Here is a 24,368-nt window from a genome sequence, read left to right as displayed (position 1 = left end):
TAAAAAGTAAAGCGTCCTGGGTTCGTTGGTCGGACCCGGGACGCTTTGGCGTTGATGCGGGGAATTACTGGACGCGGCAGGCCGGACAGTTGGCGGCCAGGGCCTTGCCGCCGTCAACCTGCCCGGCGGCCAGCAGGCAGGCATTGACCGGCGCCTCGTCCAGGGGCGGCGCGGCGGCGGCCAGGCAGGCGTCGCCGCCCGGCAGTGCCGCTTCAGGCAGGCCAAGCCACTGCCGGCCCACGAACCGGGCCACGGCCTCGCCGGCCAGCCGATTGCCGGCCACGTTCCAATGGATCTCCCGGGGCGGATACAGCATGTCGCCCCGGCCGGCGGCGCAGACAAAGGCCGGGGTCAGGTCCAGCACCGCCACCTCCGGCGCGGCCTGCCCCAGCACGGCCCGGGCCATGCGCCCGGCCAGCCAGGGATCGTAGCGCTCGATCTGGCCGCCGGAAAACGCCGCCGCCTCGCGCCACAGCCCCGGGCGCGCCGCCACTTCCGGCGGAGCCAGCACCACGGCCGTGGGGATGCGCCGCTGTCGGCCCAGACGCTCCAGATCGCGCCCCAGCTCGGCCAGGGCCTGCCAGCCCTTGGACAGTTCGCCGCAACGGGCCGCCTCGCCGGCCACGGCGAAATTGGCTGTCTGGCGCAGGTAGCGTTCGGGCGGCAAGGGCGCGTAGAGCGGCGAAAACGGCTCCGGCGCGCCGGTTTCCACGTACGCCCCGGCCAGCACGAAGTCGGCCAAGGCCGTCGTGTAGTCGATCAGGCGCAGGCCGAAACGATGGGGCGGCGCGGTCAGGCGCTTGCGGTCGTTGGCCACGGACACCGGACAGGCACGCAGCACGGCGTTGACCGGCTGGTCCGGGTCGGCCGCGTCCCAGGCCGTTTCCTGGGGATCGTTGCCCAGAAAAACCACCACCATGAGGCCGTCGGCCTCCACCCGGCCGCTCCAGTGGGCCAGGGCCTTGCGGTAATGGGCGAAACTGGAGCCGGGTTCGCCGAAATTGACCAGCCGCGTCCGCGCCCCAGCCTCGGCCAGGGACCGCGAAGCCGCGCCCTGAAGCGTATATTGCGGCTTGACCGTGCCGCAACAGTAGGAATCCCCAAAGGTGAGAATACGAAATTCCCCGGGCGTACGCCTCCGGGGCAACGGTTTGTCGTCGTTGTAATTGAGCGCCGCCAGATCAACAGCCTCGCCTTCTGCGGCCAGGGCCTGGCTATCGCCAAGGGCATCGATCAGACGGCAGACTATTTCGCCGGCAGCAACAAACACGCAGGCCGTAACGGCCAGGATGCAGCAAGCCTTTCGCATGAACCCTCCGAACGCACCGCTTGTCGCGGCATGTTCCCCGGCCATGTCGCACGGGACGTCCCGGAGGTTTCACTTCCCCTGCCGGAGCGACGACGCTATCGTGAACCACTCTCTCAACAGCCCAACAACCCATTGGATAATGCCCATGCCGACGCCCCCTTATCTGCTGCGCCTGCGCCGGGCCGACGACGCCGCCGCTGTGCGCCGTGTCCTTAACGACGTGCTGCCCGACTTCGCCCACGTCTTCCCGGCCGACAAGGCCGCGCCCATCCTCGTCAAGCCCAACGGCAACGCCAACATGAACGCGCTGACCGGCAACACCACCGATCTGCGCCTGCTCGTCGCCCTGCTGGGGCATCTGCGCGACGCCGGCTACACCGACGTCACCGTGGGCGAAGGCACCAACAGCGGCTTTTACCGCAACAAGATCGGGGTCATGGAGCGCCTGCGCATAAACGCCGCCGCCGCCCGCTTCGGCTACGCCGCCATCGACCTCAACCAGGCCGAGGGCCTGCCCGTGCCCTTCGAGAACGGCGTGACCGCCCTGGTCGCCCGGCCGGCCCTGGAAGCCGCCCTGGTCATCAACCTGCCCAAGCTCAAGACCCATTTCGAGGCCGGCATGTCCGTGTGCCTCAAAAATCTCATGGGCTGCCTGGTCGGCCAGGAAAACAAGAAAAAGACCCACCAGAGCCTGGCCGCCAACATCGTGAATTTGAACCTCGCCCTGCGCCCGGCCCTGCACATCGTGGACGCCCTGGTCGCCATGGAAGGCCTTGGCCCCACGCGCGGCACGCCGCTTCGCCTGGACGCCTTAGTCTTCGGCGAAAATCCCTACCTGATCGATCTGGCCTGCGCCCGGCTGGCCGGCTTCCCGGCCGACAAGGTCCGCCCCCTGGCCGAGGCGCGCCGTCGGGGGCTGGCCACCCCGAACATGGACGCTTTCCTGGACGGCCTGGCCCTGCCGCTTTTGGCCGGCAGCCCCCTGGCCCCGCCCGTGGCCGGCCCGCTCGCCACCTTCATCCACCACCCCAAGCGCCAGAAATATTTCCTGGCCATCCGCAACACGCCCTTTTTCACCTGGCTGGCCGGCACGGACTGGTTCGGCGCGTTGCTGTTTAAAACCGGCCTGCGCCAGGACGTCTTTTGCCGCGACGAACTGCGCCTGGACGCGCTGACCCTGGACGCGGCCGCCTGCGACGACTGCGGGGCCTGCCGCCGCTTCTGCCCGGCCGGACTCGACCCCAAGGCCGTGGCCGCCTCCGGCGACCGTTCCCAGTGCCTGGCCTGCCTCTACTGCCTGCTCGTCTGCCCCCGCCGAGCGCTGAGCTTCCACGGCGAACCCGGCTACCTGACCGAGCAACTGCGCCAATACGACGCCCTGGTGCGCGAACTGGACGGGAGGCAGCCGCAGTGGAAGGGGGAAGTGTAAGCAAAGAGGGAAGATGCCTCCGGCGGCTGGGGGCCTGAGGCCCCCAGCCCCCCCCGAATGGGGGAAAAGTTTAAAGGGGTATCGGCGGGGGTGGTTTTCTGGTCGACCGGCAGGCAAGGGGCAGCGGTTCCCTGGCCGGGAACAGCGGCCAAGGGGCTTACCCCTGGGCCGACGCAAAAAACGAGGCCGCCTTCCCGGATCGGGAAGGCGGCCTCGTAACGTTGCGGCGGCGACGCCCTAGGCGCTGCGCAGCTTGACGATGATCTGATCCATGTCGCCGGACAGATCGGCCAGGGCATGGACGGCCTGGGCCGACTCGTGCATGCCGTTGCTGGTGGTTTCCACCACCTCGCTGACTTCGTTCATGGCCCGGTTGATCTCCTCGGCGGCGGCGGACTGCTCTTCGGCGGCGGCGGCGATGCCGGCCACTTCCCGGGCGCTGGCCTCGGCCAGGGCCAGAATCTCGCGCAACACCCCGCCGGACTTGCCGGCCAGCTCCGTGGCCTCGGTCACGGCCTGGGCCGCCTTGTCCACGCTGTGGATGTTGCCGGTCACCGACTGCTGGATGCTGACCACGGCCTGGCCCACTTCCTTGGTGGCGGTCATGGTCTTCTCGGCCAGCTTGCGGACCTCGTCGGCCACCACGGCAAAACCGCGCCCGGCTTCGCCGGCCCGGGCCGCCTCGATGGCGGCGTTAAGGGCGAGCAGGTTGGTCTGGTCGGCGATATCGGAGATGACGGACATGACCCGGCCGATGGCCTGGGTCTGATCGCCAAGGGCGCTCATGGCCGCCTTGAGGTCGGCAGACACCGCGTTGACCCGGTCGATGGAGCGCATGGATTCCGCCACGACCTCCGCGCCGGTGGAGGCCTTGGCCTTGGTGTCGTCGGCGGACTGGGCGGCCCGGGAGGCGTTCTTGGCCACGTCCAGAACCGTGGAGGTCATCTGGGCGATGGCTTCCACGACCTCGCGCAGCCGGTCACGCTGGTGGTCGGCCCCGGTGCGGACCTGCTCCACCTGGGATTCCAGCTGGTTGGAGGCGGCGATGATGCTTTCGATGACCACGCCGAGATTCTCGGCGGCTTCCTGCATGCCCTCGCGCTTGGCGATCTCGGCCATGGCCCGGGCCTTTTCGGCTTCCTCCCGGGCGGTCTCGGCGCACTTGGCCTCTTCGCCGGCCTCGCGGCTCATGGCCTCGGCCTCGGCGATCTTGGCCTTGAGGCTGACGACCATGCGCTCCAGGGTGTTCTTGAGTTCCTCGGTTTCACCGGAATAGCGTCCCTCGGCCACGGCGTCGAAGTCGCCGCGCGACACCTTGCGGGCGAAATCCATCACCCGGCGCAGCGGCGCGGTCATGCCCCGGGCCGTGAAGAACCCGACGACCATGACGATGAGCGCCACCGCCGTGGAAGCGGTCAGGGCCGAAAAAAGGATGGTGCGCTCGGTGGCGTCGATGCTGGCCCGGTCGCGGCCGATAAAGAGCATGCCGGCGATCTTGCCGTCGGCCCCGTGCATGGGCCAGTAGGCGGTGTTGTAGTCCTGGCCGAGGATCTTGTTGACGTTGAGGAACCGCCCGCCCTTTTGGAGCACGGCCGCAAGCACTTGCGGGTTGTCCATCTTGGTGCCGACCGCCCGCTTGCCGTCGCGTTCGATGGTGGTGGCCACCCGGGTGTCGCCGTAAAAGATGGTGCATTCCGTGCCGAGGACCTTTTTAATGTCGTCAACAAAGGCGTTGCTGGAGGACAGGTTGATGCCGGTGGTTACCGAACCGACGATCTTGCCGTCCTGGTAGACGGGATAGCCGGCGCGCAGGGAAAACTTGACGGCCGTGCCCTCTTCCAGGCCAACCGACCCCTGGCCGGCCAGGGCCTTTTGGACATTGAGCTGATTCTTGACGGAATCGCCGGACTGGTCGGAGTGCCCCCGGGCCACCACCTTGCCCTCGGCGTCGGCGATGGTGACGAACTCGATGCGCAGTTCCCGTTGGGCGTCCTTGGCGATCTTGACCAGGGCGGCCTTGTCCTTGGCCACGATGGCGCTGGCCACATCAGGCCTGGTGGCCAGGAGGTAGGTGACGCCCTTGACCTCGCTGCTGGCCTCCTTGAGCATGGCGTTGACGGCGTCGGCCTTGGTGTCGATCTCGTGCTGGCTCATGCGGTTGAGCCCGTCGGACAGGTAATAGTGGACGGTAAGCGAGGTGGCCAGGGTCAGCAGAATCACGGTAAAGAGCAATAGCGCAATGATCTTTCCGGTGAAGGTCAGCCGCATACGCACCTCCTGGGCCGCCCTGGGGTCACCCCCGGGAAACGCCTGTCGTGAAATTTTGCACGAACACTTTCCGAAAAAAAGACAGTTTTTAGTATAGGAAAAATAATCCTCCCTGGAAAGCAAATCCCGCCTGTTTCGGCGAATTTTCCGCCAGAAACAGGCAGCTCGTCCGAATTATCACATGACAAGAACCCGGATGTTCACGGCCGCGCCAGCAATCGGGCCAACAGGAACCCTTGTTTGCCCGACGCCAGCGCCCGAACCTCCAGCCAGCCGCCCGGCACAACCGTCATCACCGACACCCGGTCGCCGTCATGCAGGTCTTCGAGCACGTCGCAGGTCAAACTCGGGCAGGCCAGCAGATTGGCCAGCGGCGCGGACACCGTGTACACGCTGGCCGGATCCACCGGCCCGGACGCCGTCTTGCCGCCCAGGCAGCCGCCAAGCATCACGACCGCCCCCAACAGCCACCCCAAAACCAGCCGCCGCCGCATCGTGTAAGTTGTCGTCGTCATCGTGCTCTTCCTTATTTTTGAGAACAAGAATCATTCCTATTGTCAAAGGAATCCAATTGGACTATTTCTCTCCGCGTTGGCCGCGTTGGCCGCGTTGGCCGCGTTGGCCGCGTTGGCCGCGTTGGCCGCGGCGGACGGGCCGACCAACGCGCCCTGAGCGTCTCTTGGCGGGCGTGACTAGCGTGAGGCCAGCCGTCGCGGCGACCATCCTTCGGCGTCGTCGTGCCCGGCCCGACGGCCGCGAACCGTCGCAACGAAAGTTGTCGCCCCGACCGTGGGGCGAGTTTGGACGAAAGGCCGGGGGCTGGCCGTATCGGGATGTTGCCGGCCAAGGGGCAAGGCCAGACCGAGACAGCCCGGCCAGGGAACAAGATAGAGGGGAGCGCGTGCGGACAGGGCCATGGCCGGCCGGTTGGAGCTAGTTGCCGTCGAAGGTGCGCATCTGTTTTTCGAACGCCCGGCGCGGAGCCTGGGACGGACAGTTGCAGACGGCATAGGCGGCGTCGTAGCGGCTGTCGGCGGTTATGCCGCCGGGGCCGGTGAACACGAGCTTCTCCGGGTCCGGCTGGGAGATGGCGTAGACGCCGGGATTGGTGGCGCAGGCCCCGCAGGTGACGTTCCAGGTGGACACGCCGGTCATCTGCACCTTGGCCACGCAGCAGTCGCCATAAGGATCGACCTTGCCGGTCTTGACGCCGGAATCGGCCCCGGCCGCCGCGGCCAGACCAAGGCTGAGGCAAAGCACGGCAACGAGGCAAAAAGTGTGGCGATGCGGCATGGTTCCTCCCTGGCGCGCGGCCCAAACACGGATATTTTGGGAAATTAGCCGGTCGGGACGCCCTTGTCCAGCCGGCAGCCGGACAGCCCTTTGGCGACGATGGCGCAAACCAGCTTGCCTTTTGTCGCCGACCGGGCCATAACCTGTAAGAGCGGGATTCGGACCCGGTTCCCATCCCCCAAAAAAACAAAGAGGACGTACCCATGCACGATCACGACCACGAAGAATACGACGAGTGCTGCACCGAGATCCCCGAGGCTTCCGTTGGCCAGCCGGTGGTGGACTTTTCCCTGAAAGTCTACGACCCGGAAGAAGGCTTTTTCGGCGAGATGGACATGGAAAAGCTCATGGAAGACGGCAAATGGGTGATCCTGTTCTTCTACCCGGCCGACTTCACCTTCGTGTGCCCCACCGAACTGGCCGATCTGGCCGCCAAGCACGAGGAACTCAAAAAGCTCGGCTTCGAGGTCTTTTCCGTCTCCACGGACACGGAATTCGCCCATCTGGCCTGGCGCAACAGCGAGAGACTGTTGGAAAACGTCAAGTACAAGATGGCCGCCGACCCCACCGGCAAGGTCTCCCGCTACTTCGGCGTCTATGACGAAGAATCGGGACTGGCCCTTCGCGGCACGTTCATCATCAACCCCGACGGCGTGCTGGTCTCCAAGGAGATCAACTTCTACAACGTCGGCCGCAACGCCGACGAGCTGCTGCGCAAGTGCCAGGCCAACGTCTACCTGCGCGAGCACCCGGCCGAAGCCTGCCCGGCCAAGTGGACCCCCGGCGACAAGACCCTGACCCCGTCCGAACAGCTCGTGGGCAAGGTCTACGAGGCCCTGTCCTAGACAGCTCCCTAGGCCTTGAAAACGCCCGAAGCGCCCGGCCCGGCCGGCGCGCTTCGGGTGTTTTTGCGTTTTTGCCGCCTCCCAGCTCCCCCGCGCCGCCGTCAGGCCAGCTTTTCCCGGGCCAGGACCAGCCAGGCCCGGGCCGCCGGCGACAACCGCGCCCCTTTGCGCCAGGACAGCGCCGCCCGCCAGCGCAGATCAGTCTCGTCCACCAGCACCACGCCCAGCGGCTCCAGATTGCGCCCTTCGGTCAACAGGCGCGGCAGCAAGGCCACCCCAAGACCGGCCGCCACCAGGGCAATGATGAAATCCAGCTGGCCGCTGCGGGCCGCCAGGCGCGGCGCAAAGCCCCGCAGGGAACAAGCGTGCTCGATGCGCGTATTGAGGGCGAACCCCTGCTCAAAAAGGATAAACGGATCGTTGGCCAATTCCGCCAGCCGCAGGCGCTCCCGGCCGCGCAGAGGATGGTCGGCGGCCAGCACGGCCATCATGGGATCGTCGCGCACCGGCTGCCAGGAAAAGGCCTCGCCAATGGGCAAAAGCGACACGCCAAGCTCCACTTCGCCGGCCAAGAGCGCCTCCTCCAGCCGGGCGCTGCCCTGCTCCATGAGCTCAATCTCCACATTGGGCCAGCGGCTGCGATACTCGGCGAAAAGCGGCGCGAAAAGCCGGGCGCTGCCGAAAATCGGCAGCCCCAGGCGCAGCCGGCCCGAGAGTAGCCCGCGCAAATCGGCCAGCTCGGCCGCCAGATGCTCGCTCTCGGCCAGCATGGCCAAGGCCCGGGCGTAAACCAGCTCCCCGGCCGCCGTCAGGCGCACGCCGGTCCCCAGCCGCTCCAAAAGCGCCTCGCCGCACTCGGCCTCCAGCTGCCCCACCGCCTTGCTCACCGTGGACTGGGTGGAGAAAAGCGCCCGGGCCGCCTTGGAAAACCCGCCCTGGCGCACCACTTCCACGAACGCTTTCAGATTGCGCAGCTCCATGCCCATTCCAATACGGAATAGTTTTCATTCCGACAATTCATTTCACAAATGGGCCAAGCATACCTATCTGATTTCCAGGCAAGGAGTTGCCGCCATGACACTGGAAACAACAAAAATGAAAAACAATCTGCGAGGCCTCGTCGAGACCACGGCCCAAGGCATCGCCCTGATCGGCCTGTGGTGGATCTGCGACGCGGCCGTGCGCGCGGCCGGGCTGCCCATCCCGGGCGGCGTGGCCGGCATGGCCGTGCTGCTGGCGCTTTTGGCCACCGGCGCGCTGCCCGTGGGCTGCCTGCGTCTGGGAGCCAAGGGGCTTTTAAACCATATGCTGCTCTTTTTCGTCCCGGCGGCGGTGGTGCTGCGGGACCATGCCGAACTGCTGGGGTCCACGGGACTCAAGATCCTGGCCGTTATCGTCGTCGGCATCCTCTCGGTGATGGCCGGCACGGCCCTGGCCGTGGAACTGCACATCCGCCTGAGGTCGCGCCATGTCCGCTAACCATTCCGCCCTGTTCTGGCTGGCGGCCACCCTGGCCGCCTATGTCGTCTCGCGTGTCGCCCGGCACTACGTGCGCGCCTGGTGGACCTCGCCGCTGCTTCTCACCTGCGTGCTGTGCCTGGGGCTGACCATCGTCCTGCACGCCGGCTACAGCGAATACATGCGCGGCGGCCAGTGGTTGCTGCTGCTGCTCGGCCCGGCCACCGTCGCCTTTGCCGTGCCCATCTACGAACACCGCGCACTTATCAAACGCCACTGGCCGACCCTGGCCGTGGGCGTCGCGGTGGGCTGCGGCCTGGCGTTCGGCGGCGGCTGGCTGCTCTCGGGGCTGCTTGGACTGTCCCAGGAAATGCGCCTGTCGCTTCTGCCCCGGTCGTTCACCACGCCCTTTGCCATGGACTTTGCCCGGGAAGTGGGCGGCGCGCCGGATCTGGCCGCCGTGTGCGTCATCGCCACCGGCATCCTGGGTGCGTCGCTGGGCGGCATGCTGCTCAAGGTGCTGCCCCTGCGCACCGCCCTGGCCCGCGGAGCCATGCTCGGCATGGGCGCCCACGGGGCCGGCGTGGCCCGGGCCCTGGAAGCCGGCGAAGAAGAAGGAGCCATCGCCGGCCTGGTCATGATCCTCGCCGGCGTCACCTGCGCCCTCATCGGCCCGGCCATTTCGCTGCTGGAATCGTAGTTTTTTGCCTCCGGCGGCCAGGAGAGGCGCTGCCTCTGCCTTACCCTCTCCGCCGGGGGCCTGAGGCCCCCGGACCCCCCATAGGGGTTTTAGGGGGACGGGTGGTGCCCTGGACGAGAACAGTAATTTTTTCGCCCCCTCCGGCGGCGGCTACCAGACCAGCCGCTGCTCTCCATACAAGAGGCCCTCGAATCCTGGCGGACTTCGAGGGCCTCATCTTTTCTTCATCCTCAACACCGGCCTTTTAACTTCCCGGCCGACAGAGCACCAACCCCGTCGATACCCCCTTTAACCCTTTCCCCATTCGGGGGGTCTGGGGGCCTCAGGCTCCCAGCCGCCGGAGGCCTCTTCATCTTCTCCCCTTCTCCCCCTCACTCCCTAAACAAACCACCCCTGCCAAGCCTCCCACTCCCCAACGCGCGCCGCGAAGGCGGCGTAGCCGGCCGCGCCGGGGTGGTAGCCGTCGCCCACGGCGGCCAGGCTGTCGAGGTAGGCGGACTGCCGGCACAGCGGCCGGCACATGTCGAGGTAGGGCAGTCCCATTTCGGCGCAGCTGCCGGCGAAGACGTCGGAGAGTTCCTCGATGCGCGCCCGGTAGGCGTCGTCGAGGACCGGCGGCGGCCCGACCATGAGCGTCGGGCACAGGGAGCTGGTTTTGCTGACGATCTCGAAAAGGTTGTCCACGGATTCGGCCAGTTCGACCTTGCGCCGGCCGTTTTCGATCTTGGCGTCGTTGACGCCAAAGGACAGCACGACGCGGGCCTCGTCGCGGGGGAGCAGGCGCGGCGGCAGTTCGCGGCCGAGGCGGTTTTTGATGTGGCGGCTGGTTTCTGAGCGCACGCCCAGGTTGTAGAGGGTAAGCGGCAGGCCGGCGGCCGACGAGGCGGCGCACAGCCGGCCGGGCCAGCCCAGGTAGGTTTCGTCGCCGACGCCAACGGTCAGCGAATCACCGACAAAGACGATGCGCATGGCGGCCTCCGTAGGAACGTGCTAATCCCACTCGCCGTGGGGCGGGTTGGCCTTGCCGGTCATGGACGCGATGTCGATGCGCACCACGGCCGTGACGGGCACGACTTCGGGTTTGAAGCCGTCGGCCGGGCCGCCGTGGCGGCGCATGATGACCTTGAGGCCGGCCAGCTTTTCCGCTTCGTCTTCGAGGATCACGGCCGTGCCGAAACCAATGATGGACTTATAATAAGTGGTCCAGTCGCAGGGCCGATCTCCGGTGACGATCTCCACATCGGCGTCGAGTTCAAAGCACACGTTGGGATTGGCCCGCAGGATGTCCATTTTCTTCCCTTTTTTCGAGGAATGAAAATAGATGCGGCCCGGCTCGTAGCCCATGTTGACCGGCACGACATAGGGCCATTGACCGTCGAAGAGCCCAAGGCGGCAGATCCGCGACTGCATGAGCAGTTGTTCGAGGATCGCCTTGTCCTTGATTTCCCGTTCCTTCTTGCGCATCCCGTACTCCTTGCCCGATCCGCGCCGGGCGACGTAGGCATTGTCCGATCAGGCCGAAGCCAGGGCGTCGAGAAACTGGTAGGTCAGGGCCTTGATGGCCGGGAACACTTCGCGTCCGGCGTGCATCTGCTTGGGATGGTGCACGGTTGGTCCGGGAACCGCCACATCGGCGGCGCAGTGTTTGATGAGGTTTTGCATCCCCATCGGCGTGGTTTCCAGATGGTATTGCAGCCCCACGACCTTGTGCTTATAGACAAAGGCCTGATTGGCGCAAGCGGCCGAGGAGGCCGCGTGCACGGCGCCGGGGGGGATGGCGAAGGTGTCGCCGTGCCAGTGGAAGGCGTAGTAGGACTCGGGGAAGCCGGCGAAAACCGGCTCGGCCAGCCCTTCCGGGGTCATGGTCACCTTGAACCAGCCGATTTCCGGGACCGGATTGCGCGACACCGAGCCGCCCAGGACCACCGAGAGGAGCTGCGCGCCCAGGCACACGCCAAGCACCGGCTTGCCCGAGGCCACGCCGGCCTCGATGGCCTTTTTCTCGGCGGCCAGCCACGGATACTGCTTTTCGTCGTATACGCCCATGGGGCCGCCCATGACCACGAGCATGTCGTAGTCGGCGGGCGACGGCGGCGTCTCGTCGGCGTACAGGCTGGTGGAAACGACCTCATGGCCGCGTTCGGCGGCCCACAGGCCGATGGCTCCGACTTCTTCGAAGGGAACATGATAAAATGCGTGCAGACGCATGGGAACCTCCGGTATGACGTTGGGAGCCGCCGGTCAAAACGGCCGGCCGCATGGTGGGTCGCCCTCCCCGGCTTGTCAAGGAGCAAGGCGCGCCGGGCCGGTAACTCCTGAGCGTTTTTTGGTCTTTCCTACTAAATGAGTATAGTATACAAGGTCACCATGCCCGCATTCCCCGGGCGACACCGTCTAACCGGCGAGGCATCAACATGGCCGACAACACCTGGCACGCCCAAACCCTGGCCCTGCACGCCGGGCATGCCCCGGACGCCGACACCCTGTCCCGGGCCGTGCCCATCCACCAAACCACGAGCTATCTGTTCCGCGATCCCGAGCATGCCGCCAACCTCTTTGCCCTGAAAGAAGGCGGCTACATCTACACGCGCCTGGGCAACCCCACCACCGACGTGCTGGAACGCCGGCTGGCCGCCCTGCACGGGGCCAGCGCCTGCGTGTGCACGGCATCGGGCATGGCCGCCATTTTCTACGCCATCGCCGCCATCACCAAGGCCGGCCAGAACATCGTCTCGGGGCTCAATCTCTACGGCGGCACGCACACCCTTTTCGAGCACACCCTCAAGCGTTTCGGCATCGAGGTGCGCTTCGTCGATTCGTCGAACCCGGCCAATTTCGCCGCCGCCATCGACGAGAACACGCGCCTGGTCTACACCGAGACCATCGGCAACCCGCGCTGCAACGTCGACGATCTGCCGGCCATCGCCAAGGTGGCCCATGACCACGGCCTGCCCTTCGTGGTGGACAACACCGTGGCCGCGCCGCCCATATTGAACCCCTTCGAGCTTGGGGCGGACATCGCGGTTTATTCGCTGACTAAAATCATCGGCGGCCACGGCACGGCCATCGGCGGAGCCATTGTCGAGGGCGGCAACTTCGATTGGTCCGTCGGCGGCAAGTTCCCGGAGATCACCGCCCCGGACCCGACCTACCACGGGGCCAATTTCTGGGAGATGCTGTGCTCGCTGGAAGGCGGCACGCCCTGCTCGGCCTTTTGCACCAAGGTACGCACGGGCCTTATGCGCGACATCGGGGCCACGCCTTCGCCCTTTAACAGCTTCCTCATCATCCAGGGGCTGGAGACGTTGCCGCTGCGGGCCAAGGCCCATTGCGCCAACGCCCAGAAAGTGGCGGAATTCCTAGAAAGCCATCCGGCCGTCACTTGGGTCAACTACGCCGGCCTAGCCAGCCACAAGGATCATAGCCGGGCCAAGGCGCTCTTCCCCATCGGCCCCGGCGCGGTCTTCGGCTTTGGCGTCAAGGGCGGCCTGGAGGCCGGGCGCAAGTTCATCGCCTCGGTGAAGCTGTGCTCGCACCTGGCCAACATCCTGGACGCCAAGACCTTGGTCATCCATCCGGCCAGCACCACCCATTCCCAGCTTACGTCGGCCGAACAGCTCGAAGCCGGCGTCACCCCGGACATGGTGCGTATCTCGGTCGGCATCGAGGATGTGGAAGACATCATCGCGGACCTGGATCAGGCGCTTAGGGCTGCCAGCGCTTAGAGAAAGAGAAGACGAAGACTGGGGGAAACGCTTTTAGAAAGCGTTTCCCCCAGACCCCCTTCGAAATGGCTGGGCTACGCCCAACAGGAAGGGGGGCCGGGGGCCTTAGGCCCCCGGTGGGTCCAGGGCAACGCCCTGGCCGCCGGAGGCATTCCCCCTCATTCCTTCTCCACCTCGCATAACAGCCCCCGCAGTTGGTACGAGCCGAAGGCCGGGTCGTAGGGCGGGCCGGCGCTCGTCAGCACGTTGGCGGCGGATTCCAGTTCGCCGAAGTTGCCCGGGCCGCGCTCCGGGAACCACCAGCCGTGGTCCAGGCTGGCCACGCCCTCCATGATGTCCGGCGTCACCCGCGCCCGCATGCGGACCTGCCCGCGCGGGCTTTGCACCCGCACCCAGTCGCCGTCACTGATGCCGCGCACCGCCGCCGTGGCCGGTCCCAGCTCGGCCAGGGGATCGGGACGCCGGGCGCGCAGAGAGGCGATCTGCCGGCCGTCGCTGTGAAAATATTCGCTGCGCCGCGCCCCGGTGGTGAGGATCAGCGGATAGTCGCGAGCCGTCTCGGGCGAGGCTTCCGGGCTTTCCGGCGGCGGCGCGTAGCTGGGCAGCGGATCGTAGCCCAGGCGCGCCAAGCCTTTGGAGAAAAGCTCCACCTTGCGGGTGGGCGTGCGAAAGCCTTTTTCGGCAAAGCGGCGGTAAGTCGGCGGCGGCATGACCATGCCGCCGTTGGCCAGTTCGGCAAAGGTCACGCCGGCCGGACGCAGCCGGGCGTTAAAGATGTCGTGGAGCGGCTCGCCGGCCCCGGGCAGCCCCAGCCGGACGGCCAGATCGTCCAGCATGGCCTCGATCTGGCGGCACTGGCCGGTCTGCGCCAGCTGGCGGTGGGCGAAGACCGCGCGCGGGGCCACCAGCGGCAGTTCGATGACGCCGTCCATCTCGGGCCACATGGCCGCCGGCAGCACGTAATCGGCCAGGGCGGCCGTGGGCGTCAGGAAATGGTCGGCCACGACCAAGAGTTCCAGGGCCTTGAGGCTATTAAGCACCATCCGGGAATCGGCCACCGTGGCCAGGGGGTTGTTGCCGAAAAGCAGCAGCGCCCGCACCGGATACGGCTGTCCCGTGCGCATGGCCCCGAAAAGCGTGGGGATATGGGCCGAAGGCATGAACGCCCGGAAGCCGCCCAAAAGCTTGAAGCGCTCGGCCCCCAGGCGCAGCGCCTGGGCCTCGGGCGGCAAGGCCTGTCGCAGCACGGGATAGGCCCCGATGAGCTCGGTCCCGAACACGTCGCCGCCCGGAATGTCGAGATTGCCGGTCAGCCCCCGCAGCACGGCCACGGCCCGCACGGTTTGCAGGCAGTTGGGGTTCTGCTCCAGGGACACGCCCCAATCAAGGATGGAGGGCTTGTCCAGGGCGTAGCGCCGGGCCGCCTCCAGCATAAGACCGGCGGGCACGCCGGTGCGTTCCTCGGTCCAGGCCGGCGTGCAGTGGGCCACCGCCGCCCGCAGCTCGTCGAACCCCAGGGTCTGGGCCGCGACGAACTCCCGGTCGTACCAGCCTTCCTCGATGATGGCCCGGGCCATGCCCAGAGCCAACGCCGCGTCGGTTCCCGGACGAATGGGCAGCCACAGGTCGCAACGCTGGGCCGTTTCGCTGCGCCTGGGGTCCACGGCGATGCCGCGCGCTCCGGCGGCCAGGGCCTTTTTGACCGGAAAGGCCAGTTCGCCGTCCGGCCCCGAAACCAGCGGATTGTGGCCCCAAAAAAGGATCGTGCGCGGTGGCGTGTCGCCATAATAGTCGCCGACCACGAAGCCGCCGTAGGTGAGATTGGAGACGGTGATGCGCGGAATGAAGCAGTTGGCCAGCCCCGGCTCGTACCAGTTGGGCGTGCCGAAGGTGTTGGCAAACCGGATGACGTGGAAATAGTGCGGCCGGCCCGTGCCCTGCCCCAGGGCCACGCTGTGGGGGCCGGACTCCCGACGAAACGCGTCGAGCCGCCCGGCAATGGCCGCCATCACCTCGTCCCAGGAGACCGGCTCGAAACAGCCCTGCCCGCGCTCTCCCACACGCTTCAGCGGCACGGTCAGCCGGTCGGGATGTGCCATCATGGCCGGCGCGGACAGCCCCTTGACGCACATGTGGCCCAAATTAAACGGCGAACCAGCCCTGGGCCGCACCCGGACAACCCTCCCGCCGTCCACCGTCACCCAAGCCGCGCAGCCGCCATGGCAGCCCCGGCAGATGCTGGGATGATTAGTAGGCATAAGAAAAGAGAAGAGTGCCTCCGGCGGCTGGGGGCCTGAGGCCCCCAGACCCCCCATATGGAGAGAGGGGGAGCATCAGAGCGCCGCGAAGAAGCAGATGACGGCGAGCAGGCCCAGGCCGGTGCGGATGGCGTGGAGCAGGTTCCACTTCTCCAAGAGCGCCCGGGTGGCGGCGTCGGCCGTGTCCGGGTCGGCGGCCGTCAACTGCCGGTTGACCGGCATGATAAAACGGTAGGTGACGACCCAGTTGGCGATGGAAAAAAGCGCGCCCGTGACGAAAAGCGCCTTGCCGGCCCAGTAGGCGGCGAGCAGGCCGAAAAAAAAGCCGCCCACGGCCAGGCTCGCCTGCATCCGGTAGGCGCGCGGATAGCTCGCCTGCCACTGGGCCAGCATCTCGCCGTCGAGCAGCCCGCGCCGGGCCGGGTGTTCCACCAGATTGATGTAGAGGGCCGCGCCGGTAAACGCGGCCATGAGCGCCAGAGCGATAGCGCCGAATTCCATGGGTTACCTCGTTTGGCCGTCCACCTCGGCCAGGGTGTCGATAAGCGCGGCGATGGCGAAATCCTGCTCGGCGTCGGTGAGCGACGGATACATGGGTAGGGAGAAGATCTCCCGGGCCGCTCGCTCGGTGTGGGGCAGGTCGCCTTCCTTGTACCCCAGATGGGCGTAACCCGTCATGGTGTGGATGGGCCAGGGGTAGCTGATGTTGAGGTTGACCTCACGGGACCTCAGGCCAGCCAGGACGGCGTCACGCCCGGGGTGGCGGGCGACGTAGAGATAATAGGCGTGGTCGTTGCCCGGGGCGGTCACCGGCAGGGTCAGGGACGTGCCGGCCAGGGCGGCGTCGTAGCCGGCGGCCAGATCCCGGCGGCGGGTGATGTAGGCCGGCAGATGTTTGAGCTTGCCGCGCAGGATGGCGGCATGGACCTCGTCCAGGCGGCTGTTGAACCCGTGTTCCAGGGCGTAATAGGTCTTTTCCATGCCGTAGAAGCGCAGTTTCTTGAGTTTTGCCGCCACGTCGTCGCGGTCGGTCATGACCAATCCGCCGTCGCCATAAGTTCCGAGGATCTTGGTGGGATAAAAGGAAAAGGCGGCCGCGTCGGCCAGAGCACCGCAGACCCGGCCATGCCGGGCCGCGCCGTGGGACTGAGCGCAGTCCTCGACCACGAACAGCCCGTGGCGCTCGGCCACGGCGGCCACGGCCTCCATGTCCACGCACTGGCCAAAAAGATGCACCGCCACGATGGCCCGGGTGCGCGGCGTCACGGCCGTTTCCAGCCGCGCCGTGTCCATGAGGTAGGTGGCCGGGTCGATGTCGACGAAGCGCGGCACGCCGCCGGCGCTGACGATGGCCGAGACCGTGGGCACGGCCGTGTTGGAGACGGTCAGCACCTCGTCGCCAGGCTCCAGCCCCAGGGCCAGCAAAGCCAGCATGACGGCATTGGTGCCGTTGTCCACGCCCACGCCGTGGGCCGCGCCGCAGTAAGCGGCGAATTCCTGTTCAAAAGCAGCGACATTGGGGCCGAGGATGAGCTTGCCCGAGGCCAGCACCCCTTCCACCGCCGCCATGATCTCGGCCTTTTCTTCCCGATACTCTTCCAAATATCCCCAAACATTGACCGCCATCCCATCACTCCTTTTTCCCCCAATGGGGGGTCCGGGGGCCTCAGGCCCCCGGCCGCCGGAGGCATCTTATTCTTCTTTCTTCCTACTCACTCAACCGTGCCCGAACTCGGGCGTCGGCAATGAGCGCCGCCGCGAGGGCGGGGTCATGGCCGTGGGCCATGGCCGTGAGCGCGCGGGCGAAAAAGCGGGCAAAGGCGTCGGCCGGCGGGATGATTTCCACGGTGCAGCCTGTGGGCGTGTTGCAGGCCAGCTCCAGGGCGGCTCCGGGCGGCGGGGTGAAGACTCGGTCCAGGGAGACGGCCAGATTGGGGCCGAGCACGTCCAGACGGTTGGCGTAGCCGGTGTCGAAGCCGAAGGTTCCGGTGAAACTGCGCCCGCCGGGGTAGGTCATCTGGCAGACAAAGGCGGTGTCGACTTCCGGGCCGCGTGAAAGGATCCGGCAGTCCACGGTGTCCGGCTGGCAGCCGAAAAGGACGCGGCCGGGGCTGGCGGCGTAGGCTCCGAGGTCGGCCAGGGCCCCGCCGCCCAGGGCGGCGAGGTGGCGAAAATTGCCCGGCGGCAGGGGCGGAAAGGAAAAGACGGCGGAAGCGCGCGTGGGGGCCGAGCCGGCGGCGGCAAAGGCGGCCAGAAGGGCCTCGACGCGCGGGTGGTCGGCCCAGACCGTGGCTTCGGCCAGGGTGAGGTACTTTTGGGCGGCCAGTTCGGCGGCGGCCTCGGCCTCGGCCAGGCTCAGGAAGGCCGGCTTGTCCACGACGACGTGGCGGCCCGAGGCGAGGGCGGCCAGGGCCAGGGCGGTGTGGCGGCCGTTTTCGGTGGTGACGTAGACGACCTCGGCCGGGCTGTGGGCCAGGGCGGCCTCGGCGTCATCGCGCCAGATAACGGAAAGCTCGGGCGGCAAAGCCGGCCGGCGGCCGCTGCGGGAGACGATCTCGACCCCGGCCACGCCCAGGGCGGGCAGGTTCGGGGCCACGCGGCGGGCGAAGATGTCGGACGCGCCGAAAACAAGGAGCTTCACGGCAGGGTCTCCAGCAGGCCCAGGCAGGCCATGAGATTTCGGGCCTCGATGTTGACGTGGCCGTGGCGGGCCATGCGCCACAGCTGCCCCAGCGTCATCCAGGCGTAGTGGTCGGGCAGGTCGAGTTTTTGCCCTGGCGGCAACTCCACCACCATGTAGCGGTTCTGGAAATGGTGGAAGCGCCCGCCCTCTTCGGACTGCACGGCGTCGTAGCGCACAATGCCCTTGCCGGGTTCGAGGAAATGGGCCAGCAGCGGCGGGGCGCAGGTCCGGCAGGCCCTGGCGGCCACTTCGGAACAGGCGATGGTCGGCCCTATCTCCATGCCGTCGCGGTTGCCGGGTTCCAGGCTCCCCCGAGCCAGGAAATGGAGCACGCCGCCGTGGCGCTGGCACAAAAAGCCGACCAGCCCCTGGCCGCCGTGGTGAAGCAGGGGCTGGGACCAGCTGGAGGCCTCACGGGTGTGGGCCTTCACGTCCACGCCGATGACGGAAAAATACAGGCCCGTTTCGTGGCGGATTTCCTCGTCGGTCACGATCCAACCACGCAGCCGGTCTAGGTCCAGGCAAGAAACGCGCATGGCGTGGCGAGCCTTGCCGGCCGTGAGCCAGGCCATGAGCTCGTCCATGGTGTGGCGTTCCTTGTCCGAGCGGCAAAAAGACAGATAGACGTCGAGGCCAAAACCGCCCACATCGTGGATCAGGCCGTAATCCGGCCCTTCGTCGGGGTCGGCCAGGGGGATGAGCGACACCACGGTGCGGGCGTCCATGTTGACGATGTTGTCGTGGGCCAGAAGCGCTTTGATCTGCCCCAGGGTGAGCCAGCGGAAATCCTCGTGTTCGGGCACGGGGGCATCCGTGACCACCACCATGTTGCGGTTGCGCTTGCGCAAAAACCGCGCCCCCTGTTCGGGCTGGAGCTGGTCCAGGAGCACCCTGGCCCGGCCGGGCTCGGTGAAATAGTCGAGGTAGCGCGGCGTGGCCCCGGCATGGACCCGGGAATAGTTGCTGTGGGTGGCCTGAACCGTGGGCGAAAGCTGGAGGATGTTGACGTTGCCGGGCTCCATCTTGGCCTGCATGAGAAAATGGAGCACGCCGTCGATTTCCTTGGCGAGCAGGCCCAGGATGCCCACCTCGGGCTGGTTGATGATGGGCTGGTCCCAGGAGGCCACCGGGCCGAAACCGGTTTCCGCCCGCAGGCCCTCGATGGCAAAAAACCGTCCCGAGCGGTGCATAAGCCGCATGGGGTGTGGCGCGTAATGCCACTGGGAAAGGGCGGTCAGCGGGGCGCGGCGCACCTCGAAACGGCTGCGGTCCTTGGCGTCAAACCAGTTGAGGACGGCGGCCACGCTCGGCAGTTCCCCGGCCAGAGCCCGGCTGGAACGCAGAAAGGCCAGACGGACGGCGGCGGTGCTCATGGCTGGGCAACCGCCTCCAGAAAGGCTTCGTAGCTGCGAATGGAACGGCTTATGTCGTAGTGGGTGCTGGCCAGCACCAGGCAGACGGCTCCGGGCGCGATGTCGCGTATGTCGATAAAGACCATGGCCGGGATGAAAAGCCCCTGGGCCGGGTCGGCCAGGCGCACGGACAGACGGTCGCGGCCGTCGGTAAGGTCCAGACGCAGGGAACCGGCCAGGCAGACCACGAGCTGGTCGGTGTCGCGGTGGGCGTGGCCGCCGCGCTCGGCCGTCATGCCGTGCATGTAAAAGACCCGACGGATGGGAAAAGGCACGGTCTGCCCGGCCTCGACCACGGACAGCCAGCCCCGGTCATCGCCCACGGAGGGAATGGCCACAGGACGCACCAGTCCGAGCGGCCCTACCACCGACGCGGCTCCCGGGCCGGGGGACGGCCGCCGCCGTGGACCTCGCGCACCACGAACTGCGGGGCGCGGTTGGCCTCAAGGAGTCCCCGGCCGACGTATTCGCCAAGCAGCCCAAGCATGACGAGCTGGATGCCGGCGAAGATGACCACCGTGACGTAGAGCGTGGTCCAGCCCGTGGGCACATCCAGGCCAAGCAGCTTTTCCAGCAGGCTCCACCCGGCCATGAGCAGCCCAAAGGCGCTGACGCCAAGGCCCAACACAGCGGACAGGCGCAGTGGGGCCACGGAAAAATTGACGAACATGGTCAGCCACAGCCGGATGAGCTTCCACAGGGTGTAGCCCGAACGGCCGGCCCGGCGGGGACAGTGCTCCACGTCGATCTGGGCGATGTTGTCGGTGACCCGCAGGATCAGGCCGTCCACATAGGGAGAGGGGCCGGCGTAGGCGATGATGCGCTCGACCAGGAACCGGGACAGGCACTTGAAGCTGGAGAGATAGAGATGGCGCGGTTTGCCGAGCAGCCAGGTGGCCACCCGGTCGTTGAACGCGCTGCCCCAGTTGCGCAGGGTGCCGTGGCACTTCTCGCGAAAAGCGCCGTAAACCACATCAAAGCCGCCGGCCACGGCGGTTTCCACCAGCCGGGCCGCCTCGTGGGGGGGATTTTGGAAGTCGTCGTCCATGACCACGACATAATCGCCCCCGGCCTGGCACAATCCGGCCATGACCGCACCATGCTCGCCGAAATTGCGGGCCAGGCGCAGATAGGTGACGCGTCCGGGATGGCGGTCGCAGCAGGCCAGGCATTCCCGGTGGCTGCCGTCGCGGCTGCCGTCGTTGACCAGCACCACATCGGTTCCGGGCAGCGGCGGTTGGGCGACCAGGGCGTCCACCAGCCGGCCGATGGATTGTTCGGCGTTGTAGACGGGAATGACGATGGTCAGGGTGGGCGATGCTGCGGCTTGGCTCATAACCCCTTGCCGGCGTTGCGTTGGAAGTTGCCGGAAATGCCCGGGCCGGGCTTGCGGGCCAGGGCGAAAACGGACAGGCCAAAGGGGAAGGCCAGGGCCTTGCCCACAATGGCGGCGTTTTCGAGACGCCGCACGGCAGCCAGGGCGGCGTTGAGCGGTCCGGGCAGCGCGGCCAGGTCGGAAACCGGTTCGCGGCCGGACCGGCGACGCCTGCGGGCCAGCCGCACCAGGGCGGCGGCCGGGAATAAAAGCGTATTGGAATAGGACAAAATGTCCAGGGCAAAACCGGCCCCGGCGAGCATTTCCCGAACCTCGCCAGCCCGGTAGCGCCGCACCACGCCCACGGCCCGGTCGTGCTCGGCGTAAAGCGCCTGAAACGCCACGATATTGAGAACAAGCGCCCCGCCCGGGGCCAGCACACGATACAGCTCGGCCAGGGCCTTGGGCATCTCGCCCGGCGGCACGTTGGCCAGCACGTCCAGGGACAGGGCCACGTCAAAGGCGGCGTTGGCAAAGGGCAGGGTCACGGCCGAGGCCCGGACCAGGGGAAAATCGCCGCGCCCTCGGGCCAGAGACAGGGCCGTGGCCGACAGGTCGAGGCCCACGGGCTGCAAATCGGCGAAAAGCTCCAGCACCTTGCCCGTGCCGCAGCCGGCGTCCAGGACCCGGCCCGGGCCGGACACCAGCCCCCGACAGCGGGCCAGCGCCCGGCGGACCTGATCGTGCAGGCCCAAGTACCACCAGTGCCGTTCCTCGGCCTGGCGCATGGCGGCGTATTCGGCTTCCAACATGATCCCACGCACCTCGCAACGCAAGCGGGGCCGTCTGGGCCGCAACGGCCGGGACGGGAAGACCCAGTCTAGCGGTTTGCCCGGAAAAAATCTATTGCACCAAGGAAGTTCCGCCGCAACGAGGCCCCCATGTCGCCGCGCCATCACCCTTCGCCGCTGTTTTCCGTGATCGTTCCCGTGCTGGACGAGGCGCGCCGCATAAACGGCGTCATCGACAACATTCACGCCGCCGGCTACGGCACGCCGCTGGAAATCGTGGTGGTCGACGGCGATCCGGCCAGCGGAACTATCCGGGCCATCGACCGGGAGGGAGTGACGGGACTGACCGCCCGGCCGGGCCGGGGCAGCCAGCAAAACGCCGGCGCGGCCGTGGCCCGGGGCGAATATCTGCTCTTTCTCCACGCCGACACGCGCCTGCCGGCCGGGGCCTTTGCCGAGGCGGCCCGCCTCCTCGAGACCCAGGCGGAACTGGCCGCCTTTTCCCTGGCCATCCGCTCCGAAAAATGGCTCCTGCGGGCCATTGCCGCCGCCGCCACCTGGCGCTCAAAGCTGTGTTCCCTGCCCTACGGCGACCAGGCCCTGTGCCTGCGGCGCGACCTGTTTACGGCCATGGGCGGCTTTTGCGACATCCCGGTCATGGAGGACGTGGAGCTGGTGCGTTGTCTGCGCCGGGCCGGCGGCCGCGTGGCCGTCTCGCCATTGCGGGTGACCACCTCGGCCCGGCGCTGGCTGGCCGAGGGACCGCTTTTCGCCACGGCCCGCAATCTGGCCCTACTGGCCGGTTACACCCTGGGCGTGGCCCCGGACCGGCTGGCCCGGTTCTACCCGCCCCGGCCCATCCCCCCGGCTCACGGCCCCGGTCCGGCCGGCGGGCGCTGACCCGTGGCGGCCGTATCGCTGCATATCCTGGCCAAGGCCCCGCTGCCCGGGCTGGTCAAGACCCGGCTGGCCGCCGTGTGCGGCGACGAACTGGCCTTGGCGGCCTACCGGGCCATGGCCGGCAACGTCTTTCGCGCCGCCCTGGCCTCGGGCCTGCCGGCCACGGTCCATTTCGCCCCGGGAAACGCCCGGGCGGCCATGGAAACCCTGTGCGGCCCGGGATTTCAGCTTTCGCCCCAAGCCCCGGGCGATCTCGGGGCGCGCATGGCCGCCGCCCTGGCCGGGGCGCTCACGGCCGGCGACGCGGCCGCCCTGCTTATTGGCGCGGACCTGCCCCTTCTCACCCCGGAGCTGCTGGGTAAGGCCGCCAAGGCCCTGGAGGAAAAGCCGGCCGTGCTGGGGCCGGCCGCAGACGGCGGCTACTGGCTCATCGGCTTCACCCGGGAGGGATTTACGCCCGAGGTTTTCGCGGACATGCCCTGGAGCACCGCCGCCGTGGCCGGGCTGACCCGGGCGCGTCTGGCCGCGGCCGGCCGGGACGCGGCCGAGCTGGCGACCCTGCCCGACTGCGACGAGGCGGCCGATCTGGCCCGGCTGGCCGGCCCGCCCTGGCGGCAGGCCCTTGGCGGCACGCCCTTTGGCCAATTTCTGGACGCGGCCCCGGCCGGGCTATTTGACCAAAATCGCGCCAACCGTTAGGGTTGAAGGAAAATACAGGCGAGCCTGGGGCTGGCCGGCACGGCAGGGAGGCGCGGTTGGGGACGCCTGGCGGAGAATTGCGCGCGCGCACGCTTGTCAGCTGCTTTCTGCGCTGCTACCTGATCGGCGCGGCGTTCAACACGCGCGGCCTGCAGCACGTGGGGCTGGCTTACGCCATGGAACCGGGACTGGCCCGGCTCTATCCCGACCCGGCCCAGCGCGACGCCGTGTTCGAGCGCTACCTCAAGCTCTACAACACGCACTTTTTCTGGACCCCCTTGCTCGTGGGGCTTTTCTTGTCCCTGGAGGAGAAGATCGCCCAGGGCCTTGTGCCGGCGGAAATGCTTGACAACGTCAAGACCACGACGGCATTCACCCTCTCCGCCATAGGCGACACGTTTTTTTCGGCCAGCGTCATGGGTCTTTGGGGGCTTTCGGCCGCCTGCCTGGCCGCCGACGGGCGTTACGGACTCTTGGCCGGCCTCACCGCCGTCCTGTTCCTGACTGTCCAGGCCTTCAAGGCGCTGACCTTTCGCGCCGGCTACCGCGAGGGCTTCCAGGTGCTGCGCCGCCTCAAGCGCTGGGATCTGGTCAACCTGGGCCGACGGGTCAAGGTGGCCAACGCCGTGCTGTTGTCGCTTTTCTGGGTGCTGGCCCGGCCCCGGGGCGAGACCGGCTCGCCCTTGGCCGACGCGGCGCTCATCGGCATCCTGGCCGCCTGGGCCGCCACGCGGCCGTCGGTGTCCCGGGAAGCGGCGCTTTTGGCCCTGGCCGCCGGCTGGGTGCTGGCCCGCTCCATGTGGCCGGCCTAGCGCCGGCATAACCGCCAGGCCCGCGCCTGGCCCGCCGCCCCGCAGGCGGCCGAAACGACGGTGGACGATGACCGAGCCGACCCTTGCCGCCCCCTTGTCCGGGGCCGACGACATCCTGGCCGAAGCCGACGGTTTCGTGCTGCGCGTGCGCGTGGCCAACGAACAGGGCCTGCACGCCCGCCCGGCCGCCAAGCTGGCCCAGGAAGCCCAGAAATACGACTGCGACATCCAGGTGCGTCAGGACGGCGGCGCAGCCGTGGACGCCAAGAGCATTCTCGATATCCTCACCATGGCCGCCGGCCAGGGCTGCGAACTGGAACTGCGCGCCGTCGGCCCCGACGCCGCCCTGGCCCTTGGGCGCCTGGGCGAACTTTTCCGCAACCGCTTCCGCTGACGCCGCGACCGGTCCGTAACAGGGACCGGAAAACCCCCAACCCCGCCGCGCCGCGGATCGCCGCCGCGCCAAGGACC

At 67.5% G+C, this 24,368-nt stretch carries 25 protein-coding genes; 9 read left to right on the top strand and 16 right to left on the bottom strand.

Annotated features, from left to right (window positions below; genetic code table 11):
- Positions 1-64: 64 nt before the first annotated feature.
- A complete protein-coding gene (locus DMR_RS03735; protein WP_012750341.1) occupies positions 65-1,309 on the bottom strand; it encodes a hypothetical protein in 1,245 nt (414 codons plus the stop codon).
- Between the two features lie 145 nt (positions 1,310-1,454).
- On the opposite strand from DMR_RS03735, the gene DMR_RS03730 reads away from it, so the two are divergent.
- Positions 1,455-2,738, top strand: a complete 1,284-nt coding sequence (locus DMR_RS03730; protein WP_148208349.1) for a DUF362 domain-containing protein — start codon at positions 1,455-1,457, stop codon at positions 2,736-2,738.
- A gap of 237 nt (positions 2,739-2,975) precedes the next feature.
- Here DMR_RS03730 and DMR_RS03725 read toward each other — a convergent pair whose 3' ends face one another.
- From DMR_RS03725 to DMR_RS03715, 3 genes are all read right to left on the bottom strand, one after another.
- Entirely contained in the window at positions 2,976-5,006 is a 2,031-nt protein-coding gene (locus tag DMR_RS03725; protein WP_043600024.1) for a methyl-accepting chemotaxis protein, read from the bottom strand.
- Between the two features lie 200 nt (positions 5,007-5,206).
- A complete protein-coding gene (locus tag DMR_RS03720; RefSeq protein ID WP_148208348.1) occupies positions 5,207-5,521 on the bottom strand; it encodes a peptide-binding protein in 315 nt (104 codons plus the stop codon).
- Between the two features lie 418 nt (positions 5,522-5,939).
- Positions 5,940-6,299 carry a hypothetical protein gene (locus DMR_RS03715; RefSeq protein WP_043600021.1) on the bottom strand — a complete coding sequence of 120 codons (360 nt, stop codon included), beginning with the start codon at positions 6,297-6,299 and terminating at the stop codon, positions 5,940-5,942.
- 203 nt (positions 6,300-6,502) lie between these two features.
- Here DMR_RS03715 and DMR_RS03710 point away from each other — a divergent pair, with 203 nt between their 5' ends.
- Entirely contained in the window at positions 6,503-7,144 is a 642-nt protein-coding gene (locus DMR_RS03710; protein ID WP_012750336.1) for a peroxiredoxin, read from the top strand.
- Positions 7,145-7,245: 101 nt separating this feature from the next.
- On the opposite strand, the gene DMR_RS03705 is transcribed toward DMR_RS03710, so the two are convergent.
- The gene (locus DMR_RS03705; protein ID WP_012750335.1) at positions 7,246-8,124 is read right to left on the bottom strand and encodes a LysR family transcriptional regulator; all 879 of its coding nucleotides are present in this window, start codon (positions 8,122-8,124) and stop codon (positions 7,246-7,248) included.
- A 115-nt stretch (positions 8,125-8,239) separates the two neighbouring features.
- Here DMR_RS03705 and DMR_RS03700 point away from each other — a divergent pair, with 115 nt between their 5' ends.
- Positions 8,240-8,623, top strand: a complete 384-nt coding sequence (locus DMR_RS03700) for a CidA/LrgA family protein (protein ID WP_052278944.1) — start codon at positions 8,240-8,242, stop codon at positions 8,621-8,623.
- Entirely contained in the window at positions 8,613-9,302 is a 690-nt protein-coding gene (locus tag DMR_RS03695; RefSeq protein WP_012750333.1) for an LrgB family protein, read from the top strand. The genes DMR_RS03700 and DMR_RS03695 overlap by 11 nt, the downstream gene beginning before the upstream one ends.
- 378 nt (positions 9,303-9,680) lie before the next feature.
- Here the strand turns inward: DMR_RS03695 and DMR_RS03690 are convergent, their stop codons facing one another.
- The 3 genes from DMR_RS03690 to DMR_RS03680 are packed head-to-tail and all read right to left on the bottom strand — an operon-like array spanning position 9,681 to position 11,510.
- The gene (locus DMR_RS03690) at positions 9,681-10,271 is read right to left on the bottom strand and encodes a GDSL-type esterase/lipase family protein (protein WP_012750332.1); all 591 of its coding nucleotides are present in this window, start codon (positions 10,269-10,271) and stop codon (positions 9,681-9,683) included.
- Between the two features lie 21 nt (positions 10,272-10,292).
- The gene (locus DMR_RS03685; RefSeq protein WP_012750331.1) at positions 10,293-10,766 is read right to left on the bottom strand and encodes a pyridoxamine 5'-phosphate oxidase family protein; all 474 of its coding nucleotides are present in this window, start codon (positions 10,764-10,766) and stop codon (positions 10,293-10,295) included.
- A gap of 48 nt (positions 10,767-10,814) precedes the next feature.
- The gene (locus DMR_RS03680; protein WP_012750330.1) at positions 10,815-11,510 is read right to left on the bottom strand and encodes a type 1 glutamine amidotransferase; all 696 of its coding nucleotides are present in this window, start codon (positions 11,508-11,510) and stop codon (positions 10,815-10,817) included.
- A gap of 206 nt (positions 11,511-11,716) precedes the next feature.
- Here DMR_RS03680 and DMR_RS03675 point away from each other — a divergent pair, with 206 nt between their 5' ends.
- Positions 11,717-13,027, top strand: coding sequence for an O-acetylhomoserine aminocarboxypropyltransferase/cysteine synthase family protein (locus DMR_RS03675; protein WP_012750329.1), 1,311 nt, complete (start codon positions 11,717-11,719; stop codon positions 13,025-13,027).
- Positions 13,028-13,185: 158 nt separating this feature from the next.
- Here DMR_RS03675 and DMR_RS03670 read toward each other — a convergent pair whose 3' ends face one another.
- The 8 genes from DMR_RS03670 to DMR_RS03635 all read right to left on the bottom strand — a co-directional run bounded on the left by DMR_RS03670 (position 13,186) and on the right by DMR_RS03635 (position 21,507).
- Positions 13,186-15,285, bottom strand: coding sequence for a molybdopterin-containing oxidoreductase family protein (locus DMR_RS03670; RefSeq protein WP_012750328.1), 2,100 nt, complete (start codon positions 15,283-15,285; stop codon positions 13,186-13,188).
- Positions 15,286-15,360: 75 nt separating this feature from the next.
- Positions 15,361-15,786 (bottom strand): DUF1772 domain-containing protein, encoded by a 426-nt coding sequence (locus DMR_RS03665; protein WP_012750327.1) that lies wholly within the window; start codon positions 15,784-15,786, stop codon positions 15,361-15,363.
- 3 nt (positions 15,787-15,789) lie between these two features.
- Positions 15,790-16,911, bottom strand: coding sequence for a DegT/DnrJ/EryC1/StrS family aminotransferase (locus DMR_RS03660; protein WP_012750326.1), 1,122 nt, complete (start codon positions 16,909-16,911; stop codon positions 15,790-15,792).
- 82 nt (positions 16,912-16,993) lie between these two features.
- Complete coding sequence (locus DMR_RS03655) at positions 16,994-17,926, bottom strand: Gfo/Idh/MocA family oxidoreductase (protein WP_043600019.1); 933 nt, start codon at positions 17,924-17,926, stop codon at positions 16,994-16,996.
- The gene (locus DMR_RS03650) at positions 17,923-19,341 is read right to left on the bottom strand and encodes an NDP-hexose 2,3-dehydratase family protein (protein WP_012750324.1); all 1,419 of its coding nucleotides are present in this window, start codon (positions 19,339-19,341) and stop codon (positions 17,923-17,925) included. Before DMR_RS03650 ends, DMR_RS03655 begins: the two co-directional genes overlap by 4 nt.
- Positions 19,338-19,748, bottom strand: coding sequence for a sugar 3,4-ketoisomerase (locus DMR_RS03645; protein ID WP_012750323.1), 411 nt, complete (start codon positions 19,746-19,748; stop codon positions 19,338-19,340). Before DMR_RS03645 ends, DMR_RS03650 begins: the two co-directional genes overlap by 4 nt.
- Complete coding sequence (locus DMR_RS03640) at positions 19,742-20,716, bottom strand: glycosyltransferase family 2 protein (RefSeq protein ID WP_012750322.1); 975 nt, start codon at positions 20,714-20,716, stop codon at positions 19,742-19,744. The genes DMR_RS03645 and DMR_RS03640 overlap by 7 nt, the downstream gene beginning before the upstream one ends.
- On the bottom strand, positions 20,713-21,507 hold the full coding sequence (locus tag DMR_RS03635; RefSeq protein ID WP_012750321.1) for a class I SAM-dependent methyltransferase: 795 nt from the start codon (positions 21,505-21,507) through the stop codon (positions 20,713-20,715). The genes DMR_RS03640 and DMR_RS03635 overlap by 4 nt, the downstream gene beginning before the upstream one ends.
- Before the next feature lie 129 nt (positions 21,508-21,636).
- Here DMR_RS03635 and DMR_RS03630 point away from each other — a divergent pair, with 129 nt between their 5' ends.
- From DMR_RS03630 to DMR_RS03615, 4 genes are all read left to right on the top strand, one after another.
- Complete coding sequence (locus DMR_RS03630; RefSeq protein WP_012750320.1) at positions 21,637-22,386, top strand: TIGR04283 family arsenosugar biosynthesis glycosyltransferase; 750 nt, start codon at positions 21,637-21,639, stop codon at positions 22,384-22,386.
- A 3-nt stretch (positions 22,387-22,389) separates the two neighbouring features.
- Entirely contained in the window at positions 22,390-23,085 is a 696-nt protein-coding gene (locus DMR_RS03625; protein WP_012750319.1) for a TIGR04282 family arsenosugar biosynthesis glycosyltransferase, read from the top strand.
- A 77-nt stretch (positions 23,086-23,162) separates the two neighbouring features.
- Positions 23,163-23,897: a PTS system mannose/fructose/sorbose family transporter subunit IID gene (locus DMR_RS03620; protein WP_232502871.1), complete on the top strand. Its 735-nt coding sequence runs from the start codon at positions 23,163-23,165 to the stop codon at positions 23,895-23,897.
- Between the two features lie 67 nt (positions 23,898-23,964).
- Positions 23,965-24,291, top strand: coding sequence for an HPr family phosphocarrier protein (locus DMR_RS03615; RefSeq protein WP_012750317.1), 327 nt, complete (start codon positions 23,965-23,967; stop codon positions 24,289-24,291).
- The last annotated feature ends 77 nt before the right edge of the window (positions 24,292-24,368 follow it).

The organism is Solidesulfovibrio magneticus RS-1 (genome assembly GCF_000010665.1).
Taxonomy (GTDB): domain Bacteria; phylum Desulfobacterota; class Desulfovibrionia; order Desulfovibrionales; family Desulfovibrionaceae; genus Solidesulfovibrio; species Solidesulfovibrio magneticus.
This window is presented reverse-complemented; position numbering and strand designations above follow the sequence as displayed.